The organism is Rahnella contaminans (assembly GCF_011065485.1).
GTDB lineage: Bacteria > Pseudomonadota > Gammaproteobacteria > Enterobacterales > Enterobacteriaceae > Rahnella > Rahnella contaminans.
Window position 1 is genome coordinate 529,503 of record NZ_JAADJS010000002.1, and the last position, 22,330, is coordinate 551,832.

Annotated in this window: 19 protein-coding genes and 1 other RNA gene; 14 read left to right on the plus strand and 6 right to left on the minus strand. The window is 53.9% G+C overall.

Annotated features, from left to right (window positions below; all coding sequences use genetic code 11):
- Nucleotides 1–68: 68 nt before the first annotated feature.
- From GW579_RS11535 to GW579_RS11555, 5 genes are all read left to right on the plus strand, one after another.
- A complete protein-coding gene (locus GW579_RS11535) occupies nt 69–3,167 on the plus strand; it encodes a beta-galactosidase (protein ID WP_165059163.1) in 3,099 nt (1,032 codons plus the stop codon).
- A 60-nt stretch (nt 3,168–3,227) separates the two neighbouring features.
- A complete protein-coding gene (locus GW579_RS11540) occupies nt 3,228–4,496 on the plus strand; it encodes an MFS transporter (RefSeq protein ID WP_165059165.1) in 1,269 nt (422 codons plus the stop codon).
- A 135-nt stretch (nt 4,497–4,631) separates the two neighbouring features.
- Nucleotides 4,632–5,513, plus strand: coding sequence for a small-conductance mechanosensitive channel MscS (gene mscS / locus GW579_RS11545; RefSeq protein WP_152327758.1), 882 nt, complete (start codon nt 4,632–4,634; stop codon nt 5,511–5,513).
- A 170-nt stretch (nt 5,514–5,683) separates the two neighbouring features.
- Nucleotides 5,684–6,301 carry an arginine exporter ArgO gene (gene argO, locus GW579_RS11550; RefSeq protein WP_152327759.1) on the plus strand — a complete coding sequence of 206 codons (618 nt, stop codon included), beginning with the start codon at nt 5,684–5,686 and terminating at the stop codon, nt 6,299–6,301.
- Between the two features lie 122 nt (nt 6,302–6,423).
- Nucleotides 6,424–7,164 (plus strand): oxidative stress defense protein, encoded by a 741-nt coding sequence (locus GW579_RS11555; RefSeq protein WP_193333203.1) that lies wholly within the window; start codon nt 6,424–6,426, stop codon nt 7,162–7,164.
- Nucleotides 7,165–7,226: 62 nt separating this feature from the next.
- On the opposite strand, the gene GW579_RS11560 is transcribed toward GW579_RS11555, so the two are convergent.
- Nucleotides 7,227–8,129, minus strand: a complete 903-nt coding sequence (locus GW579_RS11560) for a LysR family transcriptional regulator ArgP (protein ID WP_101075345.1) — start codon at nt 8,127–8,129, stop codon at nt 7,227–7,229.
- Between the two features lie 215 nt (nt 8,130–8,344).
- On the opposite strand from GW579_RS11560, the gene rpiA reads away from it, so the two are divergent.
- Together rpiA and serA are read left to right on the plus strand one after the other, a co-directional pair.
- On the plus strand, nt 8,345–9,007 hold the full coding sequence (gene rpiA / locus GW579_RS11565) for a ribose-5-phosphate isomerase RpiA (RefSeq protein ID WP_152327761.1): 663 nt from the start codon (nt 8,345–8,347) through the stop codon (nt 9,005–9,007).
- Between the two features lie 340 nt (nt 9,008–9,347).
- On the plus strand, nt 9,348–10,586 hold the full coding sequence (gene serA, locus GW579_RS11570; RefSeq protein WP_165059167.1) for a phosphoglycerate dehydrogenase: 1,239 nt from the start codon (nt 9,348–9,350) through the stop codon (nt 10,584–10,586).
- 155 nt (nt 10,587–10,741) lie between these two features.
- Here the strand turns inward: serA and ydgU are convergent, their stop codons facing one another.
- From ydgU to zapA, 5 genes are all read right to left on the minus strand, one after another.
- Nucleotides 10,742–10,825 (minus strand): small membrane protein YdgU, encoded by an 84-nt coding sequence (ydgU, locus tag GW579_RS24015; RefSeq protein ID WP_476705504.1) that lies wholly within the window; start codon nt 10,823–10,825, stop codon nt 10,742–10,744.
- Nucleotides 10,826–10,938: 113 nt separating this feature from the next.
- Nucleotides 10,939–11,418: an acid resistance repetitive basic protein Asr gene (asr, locus tag GW579_RS11575; RefSeq protein WP_165059169.1), complete on the minus strand. Its 480-nt coding sequence runs from the start codon at nt 11,416–11,418 to the stop codon at nt 10,939–10,941.
- Between the two features lie 180 nt (nt 11,419–11,598).
- On the minus strand, nt 11,599–12,195 hold the full coding sequence (locus GW579_RS11580; RefSeq protein ID WP_165059171.1) for a 5-formyltetrahydrofolate cyclo-ligase: 597 nt from the start codon (nt 12,193–12,195) through the stop codon (nt 11,599–11,601).
- Nucleotides 12,196–12,234: 39 nt separating this feature from the next.
- A non-coding RNA gene (gene ssrS / locus GW579_RS11585) (6S RNA) lies at nt 12,235–12,418 on the minus strand.
- Between the two features lie 49 nt (nt 12,419–12,467).
- Complete coding sequence (gene zapA, locus GW579_RS11590) at nt 12,468–12,797, minus strand: cell division protein ZapA (protein WP_013576788.1); 330 nt, start codon at nt 12,795–12,797, stop codon at nt 12,468–12,470.
- A 253-nt stretch (nt 12,798–13,050) separates the two neighbouring features.
- Between zapA and GW579_RS11595 the strand changes: the two genes are divergently transcribed.
- The 7 genes from GW579_RS11595 (at nt 13,051) to gcvP (ending at nt 22,284) form a co-directional block, all read left to right on the plus strand.
- Complete coding sequence (locus GW579_RS11595; RefSeq protein ID WP_101075350.1) at nt 13,051–13,623, plus strand: YecA/YgfB family protein; 573 nt, start codon at nt 13,051–13,053, stop codon at nt 13,621–13,623.
- Between the two features lie 54 nt (nt 13,624–13,677).
- Nucleotides 13,678–14,994 (plus strand): Xaa-Pro aminopeptidase, encoded by a 1,317-nt coding sequence (gene pepP, locus GW579_RS11600; RefSeq protein ID WP_165059172.1) that lies wholly within the window; start codon nt 13,678–13,680, stop codon nt 14,992–14,994.
- 18 nt (nt 14,995–15,012) lie between these two features.
- A complete protein-coding gene (gene ubiH, locus GW579_RS11605; protein ID WP_165059174.1) occupies nt 15,013–16,191 on the plus strand; it encodes a 2-octaprenyl-6-methoxyphenyl hydroxylase in 1,179 nt (392 codons plus the stop codon).
- A gap of 28 nt (nt 16,192–16,219) precedes the next feature.
- The gene (ubiI, locus tag GW579_RS11610) at nt 16,220–17,446 is read left to right on the plus strand and encodes an FAD-dependent 2-octaprenylphenol hydroxylase (RefSeq protein WP_165059176.1); all 1,227 of its coding nucleotides are present in this window, start codon (nt 16,220–16,222) and stop codon (nt 17,444–17,446) included.
- Between the two features lie 310 nt (nt 17,447–17,756).
- Nucleotides 17,757–18,854, plus strand: coding sequence for a glycine cleavage system aminomethyltransferase GcvT (gene gcvT / locus GW579_RS11615; protein ID WP_165059178.1), 1,098 nt, complete (start codon nt 17,757–17,759; stop codon nt 18,852–18,854).
- Between the two features lie 60 nt (nt 18,855–18,914).
- On the plus strand, nt 18,915–19,301 hold the full coding sequence (gcvH, locus tag GW579_RS11620) for a glycine cleavage system protein GcvH (protein ID WP_152327769.1): 387 nt from the start codon (nt 18,915–18,917) through the stop codon (nt 19,299–19,301).
- A 109-nt stretch (nt 19,302–19,410) separates the two neighbouring features.
- Nucleotides 19,411–22,284: an aminomethyl-transferring glycine dehydrogenase gene (gene gcvP / locus GW579_RS11625; protein ID WP_165059180.1), complete on the plus strand. Its 2,874-nt coding sequence runs from the start codon at nt 19,411–19,413 to the stop codon at nt 22,282–22,284.
- Nucleotides 22,285–22,330 lie beyond the last annotated feature (46 nt).

Below are 22,330 nucleotides of genomic sequence, written 5' to 3' on the forward strand. Positions count from 1 at the left end.
TACTTAATTGCTCCCTTTACGCATGTTTATATTATTGTGAGCGCATAACAATTTGCATGGGGATTATTATGACATTATCAGCGGATGAAAAACTGTCGTCACTGGCCACCGTTCTGGGGCGCCGTGACTGGGAAAAACCATCATCAACGCAATATAACCGTCTTGCGGCGCACCCGCCTTTTAACAGCTGGCGGGAAAGTGAAGAAGCCAGACGAAATCAAGGTTCCCCTAATATTGTTTCCCTGAGCGGGGAATGGAAATTCAGCTATTTTAACCGGCCAGAAGCCGTGCCCGAACAATGGCTGGAAGGTGACCTCGCGGATGCAGACAAGGTGCAGGTGCCATCTAACTGGCAGCTTGCAGGTTATGATGCGCCGATTTACACCAACGTTCAGTATCCCATCCCGGTTAATCCGCCGTTTGTGCCCGCAGAAAATCCTACAGGTTGTTACTCGCTCACAGTTTCTGTGGATAATGACTGGCTGAGCAGCGGACAGACCCGCATCGTGTTTAACGGCGTCAGTTCGGCGTTTTATCTGTGGTGCAACGGCCAGTGGATCGGTTACTCGCAGGACAGCCGTTTACCGGCGGAGTTCGATCTCAGTGATGTTCTACATGCCGGTGAAAACCGTCTGGCAGTGATGGTTCTGCGCTGGAGCGACGGCAGCTATCTGGAAGATCAGGATATGTGGCGCATGAGTGGCATCTTCCGCGATGTCACATTGCTGCATAAACCCCGGGAGCAGATCACGGATTACCAGGTGCGCACGCATCTGTTCCACGGTTTTACGCAGGCTGAACTGGAAGTGCAGGTCAGCGCGGCGGTACCTCAGGAAAGCGCGGCTGATTATCAGGTGCGCGTTCAGTTGTGGCAGGGCGATAAGCAGGTCGCAGAACATCAGCAGGCGCTTGGCAGTGAAATCATTGATGAACGCGGGGCGGCATATGATCGCACCACGCTGCGTCTGCCGGTCAGCCATCCTGCACTATGGAGTGCCGAACAGCCCGCTCTTTATCGCGCGGTGGTTTCCCTGATTTCTCCGCAGGGTGAGCTTATCGAAGCTGAAGCCTGCGACGTCGGTTTCCGTCAGGTGGAAATCAGCAACGGGCTGCTGAAAGTCAACGGACGGCCGGTTCTGATCCGCGGTACTAACCGTCACGAACATCATCCTGAAAATGGTCAGGTGATGGATGAAGTCACCATGCGCCGTGACATTGTGCTGATGAAACAGCACAACTTTAACGCCGTGCGCTGCTCGCATTATCCGAATCATCCGCTGTGGTACACACTTTGCGATGAATACGGCCTGTATGTGGTCGATGAAGCCAATATCGAAACCCACGGTATGCAGCCGATGAATCGTCTTTCAGACGATCCGGTGTGGTTCAACGCCTTCAGCGAGCGCGTCACCCGCATGGTTCAGCGTGACCGCAACCATCCCTGCATCATCATCTGGTCGCTGGGCAATGAATCCGGCCACGGTGCGAATCACGACGCGCTGTACCGCTGGATAAAATCTGTCGATCCGACGCGTCCGGTGCAGTATGAAGGCGGCGGTGCCAACAGCGCGGCGACCGACATCATTTGCCCGATGTATTCCCGCGTTGAGCAGGATCAGCCATTCCCGGCGGTACCCAAATGGTCGATTAAAAAGTGGATCAGTATGCCGGACGAAACGCGTCCGCTGATCCTCTGCGAATACGCCCATGCCATGGGCAACAGCTTCGGCGGTTTCGATAAATACTGGAAAGCCTTCCGCCAGTTCCCGCGTTTACAGGGCGGTTTCGTCTGGGACTGGGTCGATCAAAGTCTGCTGCGCACCGGCGCAGACGGCGAACGTTATATGGCCTACGGCGGTGATTTTGGCGATACGCCAAACGATCGTCAGTTCTGCATGAACGGACTGGTATTTGCCGACCGCACGCCGCATCCGTCGCTGTTTGAAGCGCAGCGTGCGCAGCAATTCTTCCAGTTCTCGCTCACCGGCACCTCACCGCTGACGATTGAAATTCAGAGCGAGTATCTGTTCCGCCAAAGTGATAACGAACAGCTGGTCTGGCGTATCGAGCGTGACGGCGAAGTCATTTCACAGGGCGAAACGGTACTGAACATCGCGCCTGACGGCAAACAAGTGTTGGATCTGGGTGATATCCCTCAGGCAGAAGGCGATTTGTGGCTGAACGTCGCGATACACCAGCCGCAGGCAACCGCGTGGTCCGAAGCGGGGCACCGCAGCGCCTGGGATCAATGGCAGCTGCCGCAACCGCTCAGCCTGCCGGTGCAGGAGAAAACCTCCACCAGCGCGCCGGTTCTGGATCGGCAGGGCGATATGATTTCTGTAGTCCACGGCGCGCAACGCTGGCAGTTCAGTCAGCAAACCGGACTACTGGAACAGTGGTTTGATGACAAAACGCCGCGCCTGCTCTCTGCACTGCGCGACCAGTTTGTCCGTGCGCCGGTGGATAACGATATAGGCGTCAGCGAAGTCACCAGAATCGATCCGAATGCGTGGGTGGAGCGCTGGAAAGCCGCCGGAATGTATCAGCTGGAATCGCGTCTGCTGAATATTTCCGCCGATCAGTTGCAGGATGGCGTGGTGATTACTACCACGCATGCATTTATGGCGGGTGAGGAAGTGCGTTTGCTGAGCCGCAAAATTTTCCGCATCGATAATCAGGGTGAGTTGCATATCAGCGCCGACGTCAGTGTGGCGGCGAACGTGCCGTCGCCGGGGCGCATCGGCCTGACCTGTCAGCTGGCAGATATCGCGGAAAACGTCCGCTGGCTGGGGCTGGGACCGCATGAAAACTATCCGGATCGTCGTCTGGCCGCGCAGCACGGGCGCTGGACATTGCCACTCGGCGATCTGTATACGCCGTACGTTTTCCCGACCGAAAACGGTTTGCGCGGTGGGACGCGTGAACTGGAATACGCCGGTTGGACGTTGCAGGGTAATTTCCACTTTGGCCTGAGCCGCTTCAGCCTGCAACAGCTGATGGAAACCAGTCATCGTCACCTTTTGCGTGAAGAAGAGGGCACCTGGCTGAACATCGACGGTTTCCATATGGGCGTCGGTGGTGATGATTCGTGGAGCCCGAGCGTCAGCCCTGATTTCCTGCTGACTGCCGGCCAGTATCATTATTCATTCACCTGGAAACGTGCCTGACAGCCTGTGCCGCCGGGTTCATCTCCGGCGGCGAAATATTCAGACGTAAGGAAACTGCGTATGTATTACCTGAAAAATACTAACTTTTGGATGTTCGGGCTGTTCTTCTTCTTCTATTTTTTCATCATGGGTGCATATTTCCCGTTCTTCCCGATCTGGCTGCACGACATCAATCAGATCAGTAAAAGTGACACCGGAATAATATTTGCCAGCATTTCGCTGTTCTCCCTGCTTTTTCAGCCGGTGTTTGGTTTACTGGCCGATAAACTGGGGCTGAAAAAGCATTTGCTCTGGGTGATCACCGGTATGCTGGTTCTCTTCGCACCATTCTTTATTTACGTGTTCGGCCCGCTGCTGAAAATTAATATCTATCTCGGTTCGGTGGTCGGCGGGATTTATCTCGGCCTGATTTACAACGCCGGTGCGCCTGCGATTGAAGCGTATATCGAAAAAGTCAGCCGCCGCAGCAGCTTTGAATTTGGCCGTGCGCGGATGTTCGGTTGTGTCGGCTGGGCGCTGTGTGCGTCGGTGGTCGGCATCATGTTCACCATCAACAACGAATTTGTTTTCTGGCTCGGTTCCGGCTGTGCGGTCATTCTGGCAATCCTCTTGCTGATCGCCAAACCTGAAGTTACGCCTACCGCGCGCGTAGTTAATGAACTGGGCGCGAACACCAAACCGTTCAACCTGAAGATTGCCCTTGAGCTGCTCAAAGACCGCAAACTCTGGTTCCTGGCGATTTACGTGATCGGCGTGTCCTGCACGTACGACGTCTTCGACCAGCAGTTCGCCAACTTCTTTACTTCGTTCTTTGATTCGTCGTCCGAAGGCACACGCGTTTTCGGCTATGTCACCACCATGGGCGAGTTGCTGAACGCCTGCATCATGTTCTTCGCACCGCTTATCGTGAACCGCATTGGCGGGAAAAATGCGCTGCTGCTGGCCGGAACGATTATGTCGATTCGCATCATCGGCTCGTCGTTTGCCTCATCGCCGCTGGAAGTCGTGGTGCTCAAAACGCTGCACATGTTTGAGGTGCCGTTCCTGATTGTCGGCTGCTTCAAATACATCACTTCAGTGTTTGAAGTGCGCTTCTCCGCGACGATTTATCTGGTGACGTTCTGCTTCTTCAAACAGGTGGCGATCATGTTTATGTCCGTCTTCGCCGGGAATATGTATGACCGTATCGGTTTCCACGGCACGTACCTGATCCTGGGATTAGTGGCGCTGACGTTCACCGTGATTTCGGCCTTCATGCTGAGCGGAAGAGGGCCGTTACAGGCTTTCAAAACGCCTGAAACGCTTAAGAACAGCCGCGTAAATTCCTAATCTGATAGCCTTTCTCAACGGGCGGTTGGCACTTCATCGCATTGTTAGTTAACCTTAAAGCACACTTGCTGCCCGCATCGTCGGGCAGCTTTGGTTTCTTGCAGCCCGACAGGGTGTAATTTTGGGGTACTTTAAATGGATGATTTGAACGTTGTAGGCAGCATTAATAATGCTGGCAACTGGTTGGTGAGAAACCAGGCCTTACTTCTGCATTATGCTGTGAACATTGTGGCGGCTATTTTCATTCTGATCGTCGGTCTGATAATCGCCCGCGTCGTTTCCGGCGGTGTCAGCCGTGTTCTGAAAGTTCGTGGTATTGATATCACGGTTTCTGATTTCCTTTCCGCTATGGTGCGTTACGCGATTATCGCCTTCACGCTGATTGCGGTTCTCGGACGCATCGGGGTGCAAACCACGTCGGTGATTGCGGTTATCGGTGCCGCCGGTCTGGCCGTCGGTCTGGCGTTACAGGGCTCGCTGTCTAACTTCGCGGCTGGCGTGTTGTTGGTTATTTTCCGTCCGTTCCGTGCCGGTGAATATGTGGATCTCGGCGGCGTAGCCGGTACGGTGACGCACGTACAGATTTTCTCAACCACTCTGCGTACGCCGGACAACAAAATCATCGTCGTACCAAACGGTAAAATTATTGCCGGTAACATCATCAACAATTCACGCGAACCGACAAGCCGTATCGATATGACCATCGGCGTGGGTTATGACTCTGACATTGATCTGGTCAAATCGATCCTCACCGAGATCATCACTGCCGATCAGCGTGTGTTACAGGATAAAGGCGTCACCGTACGTCTGAATGAAATGGCCGCTTCTACCCTGAATTTCATCGTGTACGCATGGACCAGCAACGGTGATGCGCAGAACGTGAAATGGGATCTTCTGGAATCGTTCAAACGTGCGCTGGATAAAAACAATATCAATATTGCGTATCCGCAAATGGACGTTCATTTGTATCCGGCGGCCCCTGTCGTTGTGGATAAAAACGTACAGCCTGCGGAATAAAGTCGCGGCTTCTCAAAGGGCGCCTGCGGGCGCCTTTTTTGTGTCTGAAAAATGGGCTCCTCACAAATAAGTCAGGCTAATGACCGATTAGAAATATCCATTTCCTCTAATGACACCAAAGCCCTTACACTGCGCGCAATCTCTGTTATTAACTCTTTAAGGATATTCACGTGCTGGCTATTTTCCTGCAAGGACTGGCGATGAGCGCCGCAATGATTTTACCCCTCGGACCGCAGAATGCGTTTGTGATGAATCAGGGCATTCGCCGCCAGTATCATCTGATGATTGCGTCTTTATGCGCGCTGAGCGATATCGTGCTGATTTGCGGCGGGATATTTGGCGGCAGCGCGCTGCTGAGCAAATCGCCGCTGTTATTAGCGCTGGTAAGTTGGGGCGGCGTGGCATTTCTGCTGTGGTATGGCTGGGGCGCGTTTCGCACGGCATTCAGCAAAAATCCTGAACTGGCACAGGCGGAAGTGGCGAAGCAAAGCCGCTGGAAGATTGTCGTCAGTATGCTGGCGGTGACCTGGCTCAATCCTCACGTTTATCTCGATACGTTCGTCGTATTGGGTAGTCTGGGCGGAAGCCTGAGCCACGATGAACGTTCGTGGTTTGCGCTCGGCGCGGTCAGTGCTTCTGTGCTGTGGTTCTTCGGGCTGGCCATTCTCGCGGCATTACTCGCGCCCTGGTTAAACACCGGGAAAGTGCAGCGCGTCATCAACTTTATTGTTGGCGTAATTATGTGGGGGATTGCCGTACAACTGGCGCGTCAGACCGGCGTATTTTGAGTTTTTACCCGAAAACAGGTTTTTGTCACTAATCTTAGTTTCAGTTGTAACGGTTTATGCTACGGTTTTGCGGATTGATTGAATTAACTATTGCCAGATCTTTGATGATTAATGGAGGCACTGTGAAACTGAAAGCATTGGCTGTAGCAGCGATGTTGGGATTAGGGACTTTACCTTTAGCGTTGCACGCGGCAGAAGTTCCTGCCGGCCCGCACGTGGTGACATCAGGTACGGCAAGCGTTGACGCCACACCGGATATCGCGACGCTGGCCATTGAAGTGAGCGTATCGGCAAAAGATTCCGCGAGCGCCAAGAAACAAGCCGACGATCGTGTGGCGGAATATTTTGGTTTCCTGCAGAAAAACGGAATTGAAAAGAAAGACATCAATGCCGCTAATCTCAGCACACAGCCGGAATATAATTACCTGAAAGACGGCAGTTCAGAGCTGAAAGGCTACCGTGCGGTGCGTCAGGTTCAGGTGACATTGCGTCAGCTGGATAAACTGAACGATTTGCTGGATGGTGCATTAAAATCCGGCCTGAATGAAATCCGTTCTATCGAACTGGGTGTGGCAAATCCTGATCGTTTCCGTGACGAAGCGCGTCAGAAAGCCATTGATAACGCCACACAGCAGGCAAAATCTTTGGCAGAGGGCTTCCACACCAAACTGGGGCCGGTTTACAGCATTCGTTATCACGTCGCCAACTACCAGCCAATGCCGGTTGCGCGCATGTTTAAAGCCGCCGCCGCACCCACGCAAAATGATGCCGCTGAAACCTACGAACAGCAAAGCATTCACTTTGATGATCAGGTCGATGTGGTGTTCGAACTGCAGCCGCAGGCACCCGCACCAGCTCAGTAAATATGACGCCGTAATAATGAAAAACCCGCTCCGGCGGGTTTTTTGTTTTCTGCGGCGCTAAATCAGTCCTGACGCAACACCTGATGTCCGTGTGCCAGCAGGGCATCGGTGACTTTACGCATCATGCGGCTTTCCGGCGCAAAGCGGTGCCAGTAAAGCATCCGGCGCTGGAACAGGCCGGGCGTCAGGTCGATAAGCTCGCCGCTTTCCAGCTCTTTCTCGATTTGCAGATGCGGGATCATACAACAGGTCGTGCCCTGACGTGCCAGCTGCACAAAGGCTTCCGACGAGTTAACGATATGACACGGCACGCTGCCCGGTGACAAATCGAAGTTCTGTTGAAGGAATGCCTGGTGCATATCGTCGAGATGATCAAACGCAACCGCCGGCGCTTTCAGCAGCGCGGAACGGGTGACGCCGTTCGGGAAATACCGATCGGCAAACGGCTTGGAAGCGACAAACAGGTAATCCAGCGCGCCAAGTTGATCGACCAGACAACTCGGAAGCGGCTGCGGTTGAATACTCACCGCGCCGACCACTTCACCGCGGCGCAGACGTTCCTGCGTCCGGGTTTCATCTTCAACCTGCAAATTCAGGCGGATAGGTGAATCGACCAGCACGGATTTCAGCGCCGGTAACAGCCAGGTTGCCAGGCTGTCGGCGTTAACCGCCAGCGAAAGCAGCAGCGGCGTATCGTTACTGTCGCTGTTACTGTCACTGCCGAGCCACTCTTCTTCCAGCAGTTCCACCTGATGTAACAGGGCCAGTAATTTCTGCCCCTGTTCCGTCGGACGAGGCGGCACGGTACGCACCAGCAGAGGCTGGCCGAACAAATTTTCCAGTTGTTTAATGCGCTGAGAGACCGCCGATTGGGTGATGCAAAGCTTTTGTGCGGCGCGCTCAAAACCGCGCTCACGGATCACCGCGTCCAGTGCCTGTAGCGTTCTATAGTCCGGGCGTTTCATCGGAGTTCTGTCCCTTGGATTTAATTTTATCCGAACACTATGCCACAGATTGTCAGGTTTTGTGGTGAGGAAAATCGGGGCGTTTACAACCCAATTGCACTTAATAAGTGTGATCTGGTCACGCTCTTGTCTGCCCAATCTGCCGGCACATGCTTTATAATCACCGACACTTTTCCGTATTCACGCCACTTACGTTATCAGACAGAGAAGCCATTATGACGCAGGAAGAATTGAAAAAAGCAGTCGGCTGGGCCGCACTGGATTACGTGACTCCGGGCACCATCGTCGGTGTCGGAACCGGATCCACCGCCGCCCATTTCATCGATGCACTGGGTTCGATCAAAGGTCAGATCGAGGGCGCCGTTTCCAGTTCTGACGCTTCAACGGCAAAACTGAAAAGCTTAGGCATTCACGTTTTCGACAGCAACGAAGTGGACTCGCTGGACGTTTACGTTGACGGCGCGGATGAAATCAACGGCTTCATGCAGATGATCAAAGGCGGCGGCGCTGCGCTGACCCGCGAAAAAATCATTGCCGCGATCGCCAAAAAATTCGTCTGTATTGTGGACGCGTCTAAGCAAGTCGATGTGCTGGGTAAATTCCCGCTGCCGGTAGAAGTCATCCCGATGGCGCGTTCTTACGTTGCGCGTGAACTGGTGAAACTCGGTGGTCTGCCGGAATACCGCCAGAACGTTCTGACTGACAACGGCAATATCATTCTCGACGTCCATAATCTGAGCATTCTGGATGCCGTCGCGATGGAAAATAAGATCAACGGAATTGCGGGCGTGGTGACGGTCGGGCTGTTCGCCAACCGTGGCGCCGACGTTGCGCTGGTAGGCACTTCTGAAGGCGTAAAAACTGTCACGCTGAAGTAACCTATCAATAAGCAGAAGATCTGGCTGCTTTTGCTGAAAGCAGCCAGTCATCCCCCTGTCATAACACAATGTTATGAAGATGATAATTTTCTGAATGAATCATCTTTTCTTCAAAAGCCTGAATTTGGTGACTTATGTCACATTTCTCACTATCGCCTCCTGAACGTCTTGCTTTGTAAAATCTAACCAGCAGGAAATGCTGAAAACCAACAGGCGCGGTGAGCCTTCTGCTGTCTGGCAGGCAATCGTTTGTATTGATGATGGCGTATTTTTTGTTATGTTGACTGTGAGCAGTCACCTAGCAGTTCGAATTCAGCCAGAAAAAATATAGGGTCGGGAAATGGCAAAAGTATCACTTGAGAAAGACAAGATTAAATTTTTGTTAGTGGAAGGCGTCCACCAAAGTGCGGTTGATACACTCCGTGCCGCGGGTTACACCAATATTGAATTTCACAAAGGTGCTTTAGATACGGAATCGCTGAAAGAATCGATCCGTGATGCGCACTTTGTTGGACTCCGATCGCGTACTCAGCTGACCGAAGAAGTGTTCCAGGCAGCAGAAAAACTGGTGGCTGTAGGGTGTTTCTGTATCGGTACCAATCAGGTTGACCTGAAAGCGGCAACCCGTCGTGGTATTCCGGTCTTTAACGCACCGTTCTCTAATACCCGTTCCGTCGCCGAAATGGTGCTGGGCGAAATGCTGCTGATGATGCGTGGTATTCCTGAGGCCAACGCCAAGGCGCACCGCGGGATCTGGAACAAACTGGCCGTCGGTTCTTTTGAAGCGCGCGGTAAACGTTTGGGTATTGTCGGCTACGGCCACATCGGTACACAGTTAGGTATTCTGGCGGAAAGCCTGGGGATGCGCGTCTTCTATTACGACATCGAAAGCAAATTGCCGCTGGGTAATGCGCAGCCGATTGCGACTCTGGAAGAACTGCTCAGCACCAGCGACGTCGTGACCCTGCACGTTCCAGAAACGCCAGGCACCAAAAACATGATTTCCGAAGTGCAGCTGGCACAAATCAAACAGGGCGCATTGCTGATCAACGCCTCACGCGGCACGGTGATCGACATTCCTGCCCTGTGCAATGCGCTGCGCAGCAAACATCTGTCCGGTGCAGCTATCGACGTCTTCCCGGAAGAACCGGCGACCAACAGCGATCCGTTCAATTCTCCGCTGTGTGAATTCGACAACGTGCTGCTGACGCCACACATCGGCGGTTCTACCATGGAAGCGCAGGAAGGCATAGGCCTGGAAGTGGCGGGCAAACTGGCGAAATACTCTGACAACGGTTCGACTTTGTCCGCGGTTAACTTCCCGGAAGCCTCTTTGCCAGCGCATACCGAGAAAGCCAGCCGTTTGCTGCATATCCACGAAAACCGTCCGGGTGTGCTGACCAGCATCAACCAGATTTTCGCGGAGCAGGGCATCAACATTGCAGCACAGTATCTGCAAACCAGCCCGGAAGTCGGTTATGTGGTTATCGATGCTGAAACGGATGTCACAACGTTGAACACCGCGCTGCAACTGATGAAAGCGATTCCGGGCACGATCCGTGCGCGCTTGCTTTATTGAGAGATCTGCGCAGTAACAGACTATAAACCGCCGAAAGGCGGTTTTTTTATGCTATTTCCCGCAGACGGGAAGATCTTACCGGATGAGTCGTTTGCCAGATTGCTCAAGGCGTTGAGCCGATGACGGGCGCCATCTCAGGGCACTTCACGAAAATGTCATAAGTAAAAGAACAGGCTGACCAGACCACAGAGGATCAGTGAAGACAGGGTGATTTCGAACTGGAAGCGGCGCAGCATCATCCACAGTACCTCAGGATAAAAACTGGAGAAAAAAACACCCGGCGAACCGGGTGTAAATTTAGCATTTCAGGTAATTGCGAGTTAATACCTCACAAAGACTTCTTGGTAACTTCTTATGCTGCTGGGGTTGCTTTTGTAGCCGGAGCAGCTTTCTTAGCATGTTTCACGTGTTTTTTAGCAGCCTGCGCTTTCTGCGCTACCGGAGCTGCTTTCTTAGCATGTTTCACGTGTTTTTTAGCAGCCTGCGCTTTCTGAGCTACCGGAGCAGCTTTCTTAGCATGTTTCACGTGTTTTTTAGCAGCCTGCGCTTTCTGCGCTACCGGAGTTGCTTTCTTAGCATGTTTCACGTGTTTCTTAGCAGCCTGCGCTTTCTGCGCTACCGGAGCAGCTTTCTTAGCGTGTTTCACGTGTTTTTTAGCAGCCTGCGCTTTTTGAGCGACTTTCTTGTGAGTCTTGTGTTTAGTTACATGCTTGGCCGCAGGCGCAGCGGTCGTTGCAGCAGCAGGTGCCGGAGTAGCGGTTGTTTCAGCAGCGAAAGCGACAGAAGACAGACCCATTGCAGCGGCTACAACCAGAGCTAATACTTTTTTCATGTTTAATTCCTCAGCGATATCGGTTTATGTGTCTGCCCCACTGCGGGGCCGTTGAGAAGATAATAGACATGCCGGAATTTATTGTCCGTGAGGGATTGGTTTCGGCGTGTAACGGTATGTATAAGGGGAATTTTCTGAGGGGAGTATTATCTGAGAGGAGTACCAACAGTCAGCCTATCTTCACCACGTCCACACTTTGCCCGGCGTGATCACTTGCGGCAAAGGCACATCCCAGTGCTCCACCGGCAAGACGTCCACCTGCTGGCAATCATGCGCTAAGCCAATCGGATACGGCCCGCCATCCCGCCAGTGCTCCAGCGTGCGGTCGTAGAACCCTCCGCCCATACCCAGACGTTGTCCGTGGCGGTCAAACGCGACCAGCGGCGTCAGGATGATATCCAACTGAGACAATGGCACAACCTGTGTGACATCAAGTTGTGGCTGGAGGATTTTAAGACGATTGCGTACCAGCGGTGTTTCAGGCGCATAGCGCAGGAACAACAGATGGTGAGGGGAAAACGGATGCAGCACCGGCAGACAAAGCTCTTTTCCTTCCTGCCACAGGCGCTGAATCAGCGGTGTGGTATCAAGTTCTCCGTCGAAGGACAGAAAAACTGAAATCGTGGTGGCAGACTGAATTTCAGGGTGCGCGGCAACGCGATCTGCGGCCTGAAGGGCAAACTCTGTTTGCTGACTGGCAATCAGATTTTTTCTACGCTGGCGAATTTCAGTGCGAATATTTTGTCGGGCAGAAGCAAAAAGAGGAGTGTGCGACATAGATACAAACACCAGAAAGGGATGTACCGAAAAGAAAGGGGAATCTCCGAGATGCCGTCGCAGGCTGTAACCCTTGAACCCATGGTTCAAGGTGAACGTGCTGTCGCAATCTTTAGGCTTCTCGGACGGACCGAGCATGCGCACCGATTACGGATCATCACATTCTGTTGGTACTAATTATCGGCTCAGGGGACGGGCCCGCTGGCGAACATCTCAGAGAAATTTTTTACCGCTTCTGACTGGCCTGTGACGAGCCACATCAGCAACGTGTGTTATTCGAAAGGCGCCCCTTCACGTTCAGAGATCCGGCCTTGTTCGAGCAATGCCTGCTCGATGGTTTGTTGCAGCATCCGGATACGTTGTTCCATATTGGATGCGTAATCGCGCGTTTTCAACCTTTCCTGAGCAAGTTCGTGACATACGTTCAATGCCGCGATGAAAACCAGTTGCTCTGTATTGGTGACTCTAGTGCGAACTTTAAGATCTTGCAACCGCTGATTAAGATCTTCAGCTGCCAGATTCAGTGCTTCCTGTTGTTCTGGCGGACAATTCACCCGTAACGAGCGACCAAAAATTTGAATATCTACCGGTTGTGCAGACATGCCACCTTCCTGCTGATTTATTCGTCCGCCCCAACGTGACCACTACGACCTGGCGCAGGATGTTGGAAGCGGGCGCCACTATAACTATCTCAATACCAGGTTACAACCCCATGACCGGCTGACTGCTGCCCGATTGTTCAGGGCGTGCCATTCAGGCCAAACTGAGCCTGATTGCGGGCTGCTAATCTGGTACTACGACAGACCTTGGTGGTAGCATAACACGAACTTAACCTGCCAACGATGGCGAATGCGCATGTCTATTGAGAATACTTACCCTACTTACGATTCGTTGGATCAAAACCTGAAACAACAATCGGTTGCTTTGACCGCAGCAGAAATGCACGGTCTGATCAGTGGCTTACTGTGTGGCGGCAACCGCGACGGCAGCTGGCTGACGATGGTGCATGACCTGACCAATGAAGGCCTGGCCTTCCCGCATACGCTGGCGGATTTGCTGCAACAACTTCGTAAAGTTACGTCCGATACGCTGGAAGATGACAGCTTCGAATTTAAAATGATGATGCCCGATGACGACAAAAGTGTCTTCGAACGTGCCGACGCCCTCGCCGGTTGGGTCAACCATTTCCTGCTCGGCCTTGGCATGATGCAGCCTAAACTTGCGAAAGTGAAAGGCGAAGTCGGCGAAGCCATCGATGATTTGCGCAGCATCGCGCAACTTGGCTACGACGAAGATGAAGATCAGGAGCAACTGGCGCAATCTTTAGAGGAAGTGGTGGAGTACGTCCGCGTGGCAGCCATTTTATGCTTTGGCGAATTTGGCCACAGCCTGCCGTCTGCACCGGAAAATACCCGCACGTTGCACTGATAATTTGAGAACCCAGTTAATAACAACGAACTAAAACGATTTCAGGAGAAAGTGATGACTCAGCAAGAGATCGAGAACCGTCGCCAGGCGCTGTTAGCGAAAATGGTACCGGGAAGTGCTGCGATAATTTTTGCGGCCCCCGAAGCCCCGCGCAGCGCCGACAGTGAATACCCGTATCGTCAGAACAGTGACTTCTGGTATTTCACCGGTTTCAACGAACCGGAAGCTGTGCTGATTCTGGTTAAAAGTGATGAAAATCATAACCACAGCGTGCTGTTTAACCGCGTGCGTGATCTCACCGCTGAAATCTGGTTCGGGCGCCGTCTGGGGCAGGAAGCAGCACCGGCTAAGCTGGGCGTGACCAAAGCCTTGCCTTTCGGCGACATCAACGACCAGCTTCATTTACTGCTCAACGGCCTTGACGTGGTCTATCACGCGCAGGGCGAATATGCCTATGCCGATGAAATCGTTAACCGCGCGATGGAAAAACTGCGTAAAGGTTTTCGTCAGAACTTCGCCGCGCCCGCGACCGTCACTGACTGGCGTCCGTGGGTTCACGATATGCGTCTGTTCAAATCCGCCGAAGAAATCGCAGTTATGCGCCGTGCCGGGCAAATCACTGCGCTGGCACACACCCGCGCAATGGAAAAATGTCGTCCGGGAATGTTTGAATATCAGCTCGAGGGAGAAATTCATCACGAATTCAACCGCCACGGCGCGCGTTATCCTTCATACAACACGATTGTTGGCGGTGGCGAAAACGGCTGCATCCTGCACTACACCGAAAACGAATGTGAGCTGCGTGACGGCGATTTAGTGCTGATCGACGCCGGTTGTGAATATCAGGGCTATGCCGGTGATATCACCCGTACATTCCCGGTGAACGGCAAGTTCAGCAAAGCACAGCGTGAGATCTACGACATCGTGCTGGCGTCAGAATACAAAGCACTGGAAGTCTTCGGACCGGGCAGCAGTATTCAGGCGGCGACCGAAGCGGCTGTCCGCGTCATGATCGAAGGACTGGTCAAACTGGGCGTGATGAAAGGTGATGTTGAAACGCTTTACGCTGAGCAGGCGCATCGCCAGTTCTTCATGCACGGTTTATCTCACTGGCTGGGGCTCGATGTTCATGACGTCGGTCATTATGGCTCGGTTGATCGCAGCCGTACGCTGGAACCCGGCATGGTACTGACCGTTGAACCGGGCCTGTATATCGCGCCGGATGCTGACGTACCTGAAGCGTATCGCGGTATCGGCATCCGCATCGAAGACGACATTCTGATCACTTCCACCGGCATCGAAATTCTGACCGGCGACGTGGTGAAAGAAGCCGATGATATCGAAGCCTTAATGGCGGCGGCACGTAAATAATATGAGCATTGTTTCTCTATGAGCATAGTGATTGTTGGTGGCGGAATGACCGGTGCCACGCTGGCGCTGGCAATTTCCTCGCTGACGCAGGGGCGTCTGCCGGTGCATCTGGTGGAGGCGACCGCGCCGCAAGAACACGAGCATCCGGGTTTTGATGCCCGTTCGATTGCGCTCGCGCAGGGAACCTGCCAGCAACTGGCGCGCGTCGGGATCTGGCCGGCACTGGCAAAAATCGCGACGCCTATCCGTGACATTCACGTCAGCGATCGCGGCCATGCGGCTTTTGTGAATCTCACTGCGGGGCATTATGGTGTCGAAGCGCTTGGTCACGTTGTGGAGCTGCATGAAGTCGGTAATCGTTTGTTTGCCATGCTCACCAAAGCTCCCGGCGTGACGGTGCATTGCCCGGCAAAAGTGGTTGATGTTCAAAGACAAACCGACAGCGCGAGTGTCACGCTCGACAGCGGTGAAACTCTGACCGCGCAGTTGCTGGTCGCTGCCGACGGTTCCCACTCTTCGCTGGCGAAAGCCTGCAATATCAGCTGGCAGCGCGAGGATTACGGGCAGATTGCCGTCATCGCCAACATCGCCACCAGCGAACCGCATAACGGCCGCGCGTTCGAACGCTTCACCCAAAACGGACCGCTGGCTTTATTGCCGATGTCCGACGGGCGCAGTTCGCTGGTCTGGTGCCACCCGCGCGAAGCCCGTGAAGAAATTGATCACTGGAGCGAGGCGAAGTTCCTCAGCGAACTGCAAAAGGCATTTGGCTGGCGTCTGGGTACCATGAAACAGGCCGGTAAACGCTTCAGTTATCCGCTGCAATTACAAAAAGCCAACAGCCATATCAGCCATCGTCTGGCGCTGGTGGGTAACGCGGCGCAAACGCTGCATCCGATTGCCGGTCAGGGTTTTAACCTCGGCCTGCGCGATGTGATGACGCTGGCGGAAACGCTGGCAAGCGCCGCAAAGCAGGGTAACGACGTCGGCAGTTATCGCGTACTTTGCGATTATCAGAACCGCCGTCAGCCCGATCAGCTGGCGACCGTCGGCGTGACCGACGGCCTGATCCACCTCTTTGCCAACCGTTATCTGCCGTTAATGGTTGGCCGCAATCTGGGTTTACTGGCGATGGAAGGCATCACGCCGTTGCGCGATGCGTTTACCCGACGGACGCTCGGCTGGGTTGACCGTTAATTCCGTTCCGGGCTTTACAGGAAAAATTATGCAATCTTTTGATGTGGTTATCGCCGGGGGCGGAATGGTCGGTCTGGCGCTGGCATGTGGTTTACAGGGCAGCGGTCTGCGCGTTGCGGTGCTGGAAAACCAGCTGCCGGATCTCGATTCGCCATTGCCGGAACAGCCGGGTCTGCGCGTTTCTGCCATCAACGCCGCCAGCGAGCGCCTGCTCAAATATATCGGCGTCTGGGACAACATCATCGCTCAGCGCGCCAATGCGTATCAGGGAATGGAAGTCTGGGATCGCGACAGCTTCGGTAAAATTGCATTTAGTGGCGAAGAATATGGGTTCAGTCATCTCGGGCACATTATTGAGAATCAGGTGATCCACCGCGCCCTGTGGCAGCGTGCGGAAAAATCTTCCGACATCACTTTGCTTGCGCCGGCCACACTGAAAAACGTGGCGTGGGGCGAGAATGAGGCGTTTATCACCCTTAATGACGATCGCCAGCTCAGCGCGCGGTTAGTGGTCGGAGCGGACGGTGCCCAGTCCTGGCTGCGTCAGCACGCCGACATTCCGCTGACATTCTGGGATTATCGCCATCATGCACTGGTGGCGACCATCCGCACTGAAGAGCCGCACCAGTCTGTTGCACGTCAGGTATTCCACGGCGAAGGCATTCTGGCGTTTCTGCCGCTGGCTGATGCGCATTTGTCTTCTATCGTCTGGTCAGTTTCGCCGGATGAAGCTCAGCGTCTGAGCGCGCTGGAGCCTGAGGAGTTCAACAAAATCCTCGCCAGCACTTTTGACCTGCGCCTGGGTATTTGTACCGTTGAAAGTGAGCGCCTGACCTTCCCGCTGACCGGCCGTTATGCCCGCAGCTTTGCCGGACAACGTCTGGCGCTGGTCGGTGATGCCGCGCACACCGTGCACCCGCTGGCAGGACAGGGCGTCAATTTAGGTTTCATGGATGCCGCAGAACTGGCATCGGAAATCAGACGCCTGCAAAAAGAAGGCAAAGATTTCGGCCAGCATATGTACCTGCGTCGTTACGAGCTCCGCCGCAAACACAGCGCCGCGCTGATGCTGGCGGGTATGCAGGGCTTCCGCGAATTGTTTGCCGGTGACAATCCTGCCAAAAAACTGCTGCGCGATATTGGTCTTACGCTGGCGGATTCTCTGCCGGGCGTGAAACCAAAACTGGTGCGTCAGGCGATGGGGCTGAATGATTTACCGGAGTGGTTACAGGACGATTTACTTCGATTGAAATAATCTAATTTCAGCTCAGTTTTTCCATTACATTTTCTAATCCGGGGCCGGATTTCTCATTCTGCAAATGGTGAGAAATCTGGCCTTGTCGTTATATAACATCGATACTTTTGATGTTTATTTGTAGATTTTGCGCCACAAACCCCAGTTTACCAGTCAAAAACTCTGCACAATGCCCTTGTGAAATCACTGACATTTATCCCGCTCTGCATATTTTAACTTATGGTTAGTGAGCTTATTCAGTGGTAAGTTCGAGCAAAGGGTATCGTTTGCGCGGTGTGCTGTTTATGCACTTAATTAAATGAGGAATAAGATGGTTAAGCAGACTCAGCTTTATGAACAACATGTTGCGTGCGGCGCGCGTATGGTCGATTTCCACGGCTGGATGATGCCATTGCATTACGGCTCTCAGCTGGATGAACACCACATTGTGCGTCAGGATGCCGGTATGTTTGACGTCTCGCACATGACCATCGTTGATCTCCACGGTGCCCGTACCCGTGAATTCCTCCGTTACCTGCTGGCGAATGATGTCGCCAAACTCACCGTTCCCGGTAAAGCGCTTTATACCGGCATGCTCAATGCGTCCGGCGGCGTGATCGACGACCTGATCGTTTACTTCCTCAACGAAAACTATTTCCGCCTGGTGGTGAACTCCGCGACCCGGGAGAAAGATCTGGCATGGATTTCGCAGCATGCAGAACCGTATGGCATCGAACTGACCGTGCGTGATGACTTAGCGCTGGTAGCCGTGCAGGGCCCTCATGCAAAAGAGAAAGCAGAAACACTTTTTACCGCTGAACAAAAACAAGCGGTCGCGGGGATGAAGCCGTTCTTCGGCGTTCAGGTGGGTGACCTGTTTATCGCCACCACCGGTTATACCGGCGAAGCAGGATATGAAATCGCACTCCCGCAAGAACAGGTTGCTGATTTCTGGCAGAAACTGCTGGCAGCAGGCGTGAAACCTGCCGGTCTGGGCGCGCGCGACACGCTGCGTCTGGAAGCGGGTATGAATCTTTACGGTCAGGAAATGGACGAAGGCGTTTCACCGCTGGCAGCCAACATGGGCTGGACCATCGCCTGGGCACCTGAAGACCGCAACTTTATTGGCCGTGACGCACTGGAAAGACAGCGCGAGCAGGGCACCGAACAGCTGGTCGGTTTAGTGATGACAGAGAAAGGCGTATTGCGTAACGAACTGCCGGTACGATTCACCGACAGCGCGGGCAACACGCTGGAAGGCGTGATTACCAGCGGCTCATTCTCTCCGACGCTCGGCTACAGTATTGCTCTGGCACGCGTTCCGGCGGGCATTGGCGAGCACGCCATTGTGCAAATCCGTAACCGCGAAATGCCGGTGAAAGTCACCAAACCAGGTTTTGTCCGCAATGGCAAACCGCTGGCGCAGTAAAAATTTGAGATAAAATTATCCAGTTAACGCTGAATTAAGCACTTTTTTGGAGAAAATATAATGAGCAATGTTCCAGCAGATTTGAAATATGCCTCTTCCCACGAGTGGGTACGTTCAGAAGGCAACGGCGTTTACACCGTAGGCATCACTGAACACGCGCAGGAATTACTGGGCGACATGGTTTTCGTTGATTTGCCAGAAGTGGGCCGTGAAGTCGCCGCAGGTGAAGACTGCGCCGTGGCGGAATCGGTTAAAGCGGCTTCCGATATTTATTCTCCAGTCAGCGGCGAAATCGTTGCGGTTAACGGCGAACTGGAAGGTTCTCCGGAACTGGTCAACAGCGAGCCGTACGGCGCAGGTTTCCTGTTCCAGATTAAAGCGTCAGACGAAAGCGAACTGGCTAACCTGCTTGATGCAGAAGCCTATGCTGCTTCTGTAGACGAATAATCAGGACTGCAATGCCCGCCCCGCAACCCGTTTGCGGGGCGAATTCAACACCCGTAGCTTTTGTCAGTATCCCAAGACACCTCCAGCAGATTTCAGGAATGCGTAGCAAATGACTCATACTCTCAGCCAACTCGAAAACAACGAAGCCTTTATCGGCCGTCACATTGGTCCGTCTTCTCAGCAGCAGCAACAGATGCTGGATACGGTCGGTGCAGACTCGTTAAACGCGCTGATCCAGCAGATCGTTCCGGTCGATATTCAGCTGCCGGGGCCACCGGCCGTCGGTGATGCCGTGACGGAACATCAGGCGCTGGCTGAGCTGAAAGCCATTGCCAGCCAGAACCAGCGCTATAAATCCTACATCGGTATGGGTTACAGCGCGGTGCTGACACCGCCGGTTATCCTGCGCAATATGCTGGAAAATCCGGGCTGGTATACAGCGTATACCCCGTATCAGCCGGAAGTGTCGCAGGGCCGTCTTGAAGCGTTGCTGAATTTCCAACAACTGACATTAGACCTGACCGGTCTGGATCTGGCTTCTGCTTCTTTGCTCGATGAAGCAACCGCTGCGGCAGAAGCGATGGCGCTGGCAAAACGCGCCAGCAAACTGAAAGATGCTAACCGCTTCTTCGTGGCGGACGACGTGCATCCGCAAACGCTGGACGTAGTTCGCACCCGTGCGGAAACGTTCGGCTTTGACATCATCGTTGATAAAGCTGAAAAAGTGCTCGAACTGGAAGGCGTGTTCGGCGTGCTGTTACAGCAGGTCGGCACTACCGGCGAAGTGCACGATTACACTGCGCTGCTGGGCGAACTGAAATCCCGCAAAATTATCACCAGCGTTGCCGCTGATATTATGGCGCTGGTGCTGCTGGCCGCACCGGGCAGGCAGGGCGCAGACGTCGTCTTTGGTTCGGCGCAACGCTTTGGCGTACCGATGGGTTACGGCGGTCCGCACGCGGCGTTCTTTGCCTGCGTAGACGAATTCAAACGTTCCATGCCGGGCCGTATCATCGGCGTTTCCCGCGATGCTGCAGGTAAAACAGCACTGCGCATGGCGATGCAAACCCGCGAGCAACATATCCGCCGCGAAAAAGCCAACTCCAACATTTGTACCTCGCAGGTTTTACTGGCCAATATTGCCAGCCTTTATGCGGTATTCCACGGCCCTGAAGGCCTGAAACGCATTGCGTCACGCATTCACCGCCTGACCGACATCCTGGCCGCTGGTCTGAAACAGGGCGGTCTGACACTGCGTCATAACACCTGGTTCGATACGCTGACTGTTGAAGTGAAAGACAAAGCTGCTGTGCTTGAACGCGCGCTGAGCTTCGGTCTCAACCTGCGTACAGACATTCACGGCGCGGTCGGTATCACGCTCGACGAAGCGACCTCTCGCGAAGACGTTCAGGTGCTTTTCGCTGCCCTGCTGGGTGACGATAACGGTCTGGACATCGACAAGCTGGACAATGCCGCATCGACCGACAGCAACTCGATTCCTGCGGCCATGCTGCGTGTGGATCCGATCCTCACCCATCCGGTATTCAACCAGTACCACAGCGAAACCGAGATGATGCGTTATATGCACCGTCTGGAGAAAAAGGATCTGGCGCTGAATCAGGCGATGATCCCGCTGGGTTCCTGCACCATGAAACTGAATGCTGCGGCAGAAATGATCCCGATAACCTGGCCGGAATTCGCCGAACTGCATCCGTTCTGCCCGACAGAACAGGCGGGCGGTTATCAGCAAATGATCGGTCAGCTGTCACAATGGCTGGTTCAGCTCACCGGTTACGACGCTGTCTGTATGCAGCCAAACTCCGGCGCGCAGGGTGAATATGCGGGTCTGCTGGCCATCCGTCGTTACCACGAAAGCCGTAACGAAAGTGGTCGTCACATCTGCCTGATCCCAAGTTCAGCACACGGCACCAACCCGGCATCTGCACAGATGGCGAGTATGACCGTCGTGGTGGTGGCTTGTGATAAGCAAGGCAACATTGACCTGAGCGACCTGCGTGAGAAAGCGGCGAAAGCGGGTGACGAACTGTCTTGTATCATGGTGACTTATCCTTCAACGCACGGCGTTTACGAAGAAACCATCCGCGAAGTCTGCCAGATTGTTCACCAGTACGGCGGTCAGGTTTACCTCGACGGCGCGAACATGAACGCACAGGTCGGCATCACCACGCCGGGTTACATCGGTGCTGACGTCTCGCACCTTAACCTGCACAAAACCTTCTGTATCCCGCACGGCGGCGGCGGTCCGGGCATGGGGCCGATTGGTGTGAAAGCGCATCTGGCACCGTTTGTTCCGGGTCACAGCGTGGTACAGATTGACGGCGTGCTGACGCAAAACGGTGCGGTTTCTGCGGCCCCGTTCGGCAGCGCGTCAATCCTGCCAATCAGCTGGATGTACATCCGTATGATGGGCGCGGAAGGCCTGAAACAAGCCAGCCAGGTCGCTATCCTTAACGCCAACTACATCGCTACCCGTCTGAAGGACGCGTATCCGGTGCTCTACACTGGCCGCGACGGTCGTGTGGCGCACGAATGTATTCTGGATATCCGTCCGCTGAAGGAAACGACCGGTATCAGCGAAATGGATATCGCCAAACGCCTGATCGACTATGGATTCCACGCCCCGACCATGTCCTTCCCGGTTGCCGGCACGCTGATGGTTGAGCCCACCGAATCAGAAAGCAAAGTGGAACTGGATCGCTTTATCGAGGCGCTGCTGGCAATCCGCAGTGAAATCGACCGCGTAGCGAAAGGCGAATGGCCGCTGGAAGACAACCCGCTGGTGAATGCACCGCACGTGCAGAATGAGCTGGTCAGCGACTGGAACCATCCGTACACCCGCGAAGTGGCGGTATTCCCGGCCGGGTACGACAACAAATACTGGCCGACCGTGAAACGTCTGGATGACGTGTACGGGGACAGGAATTTATTCTGTTCATGTGTACCGATGTCAGATTACGAGTAAGACTCGTTTTGACTGAGGCCGCCATTATCTGCGGCCTCAGCTAACG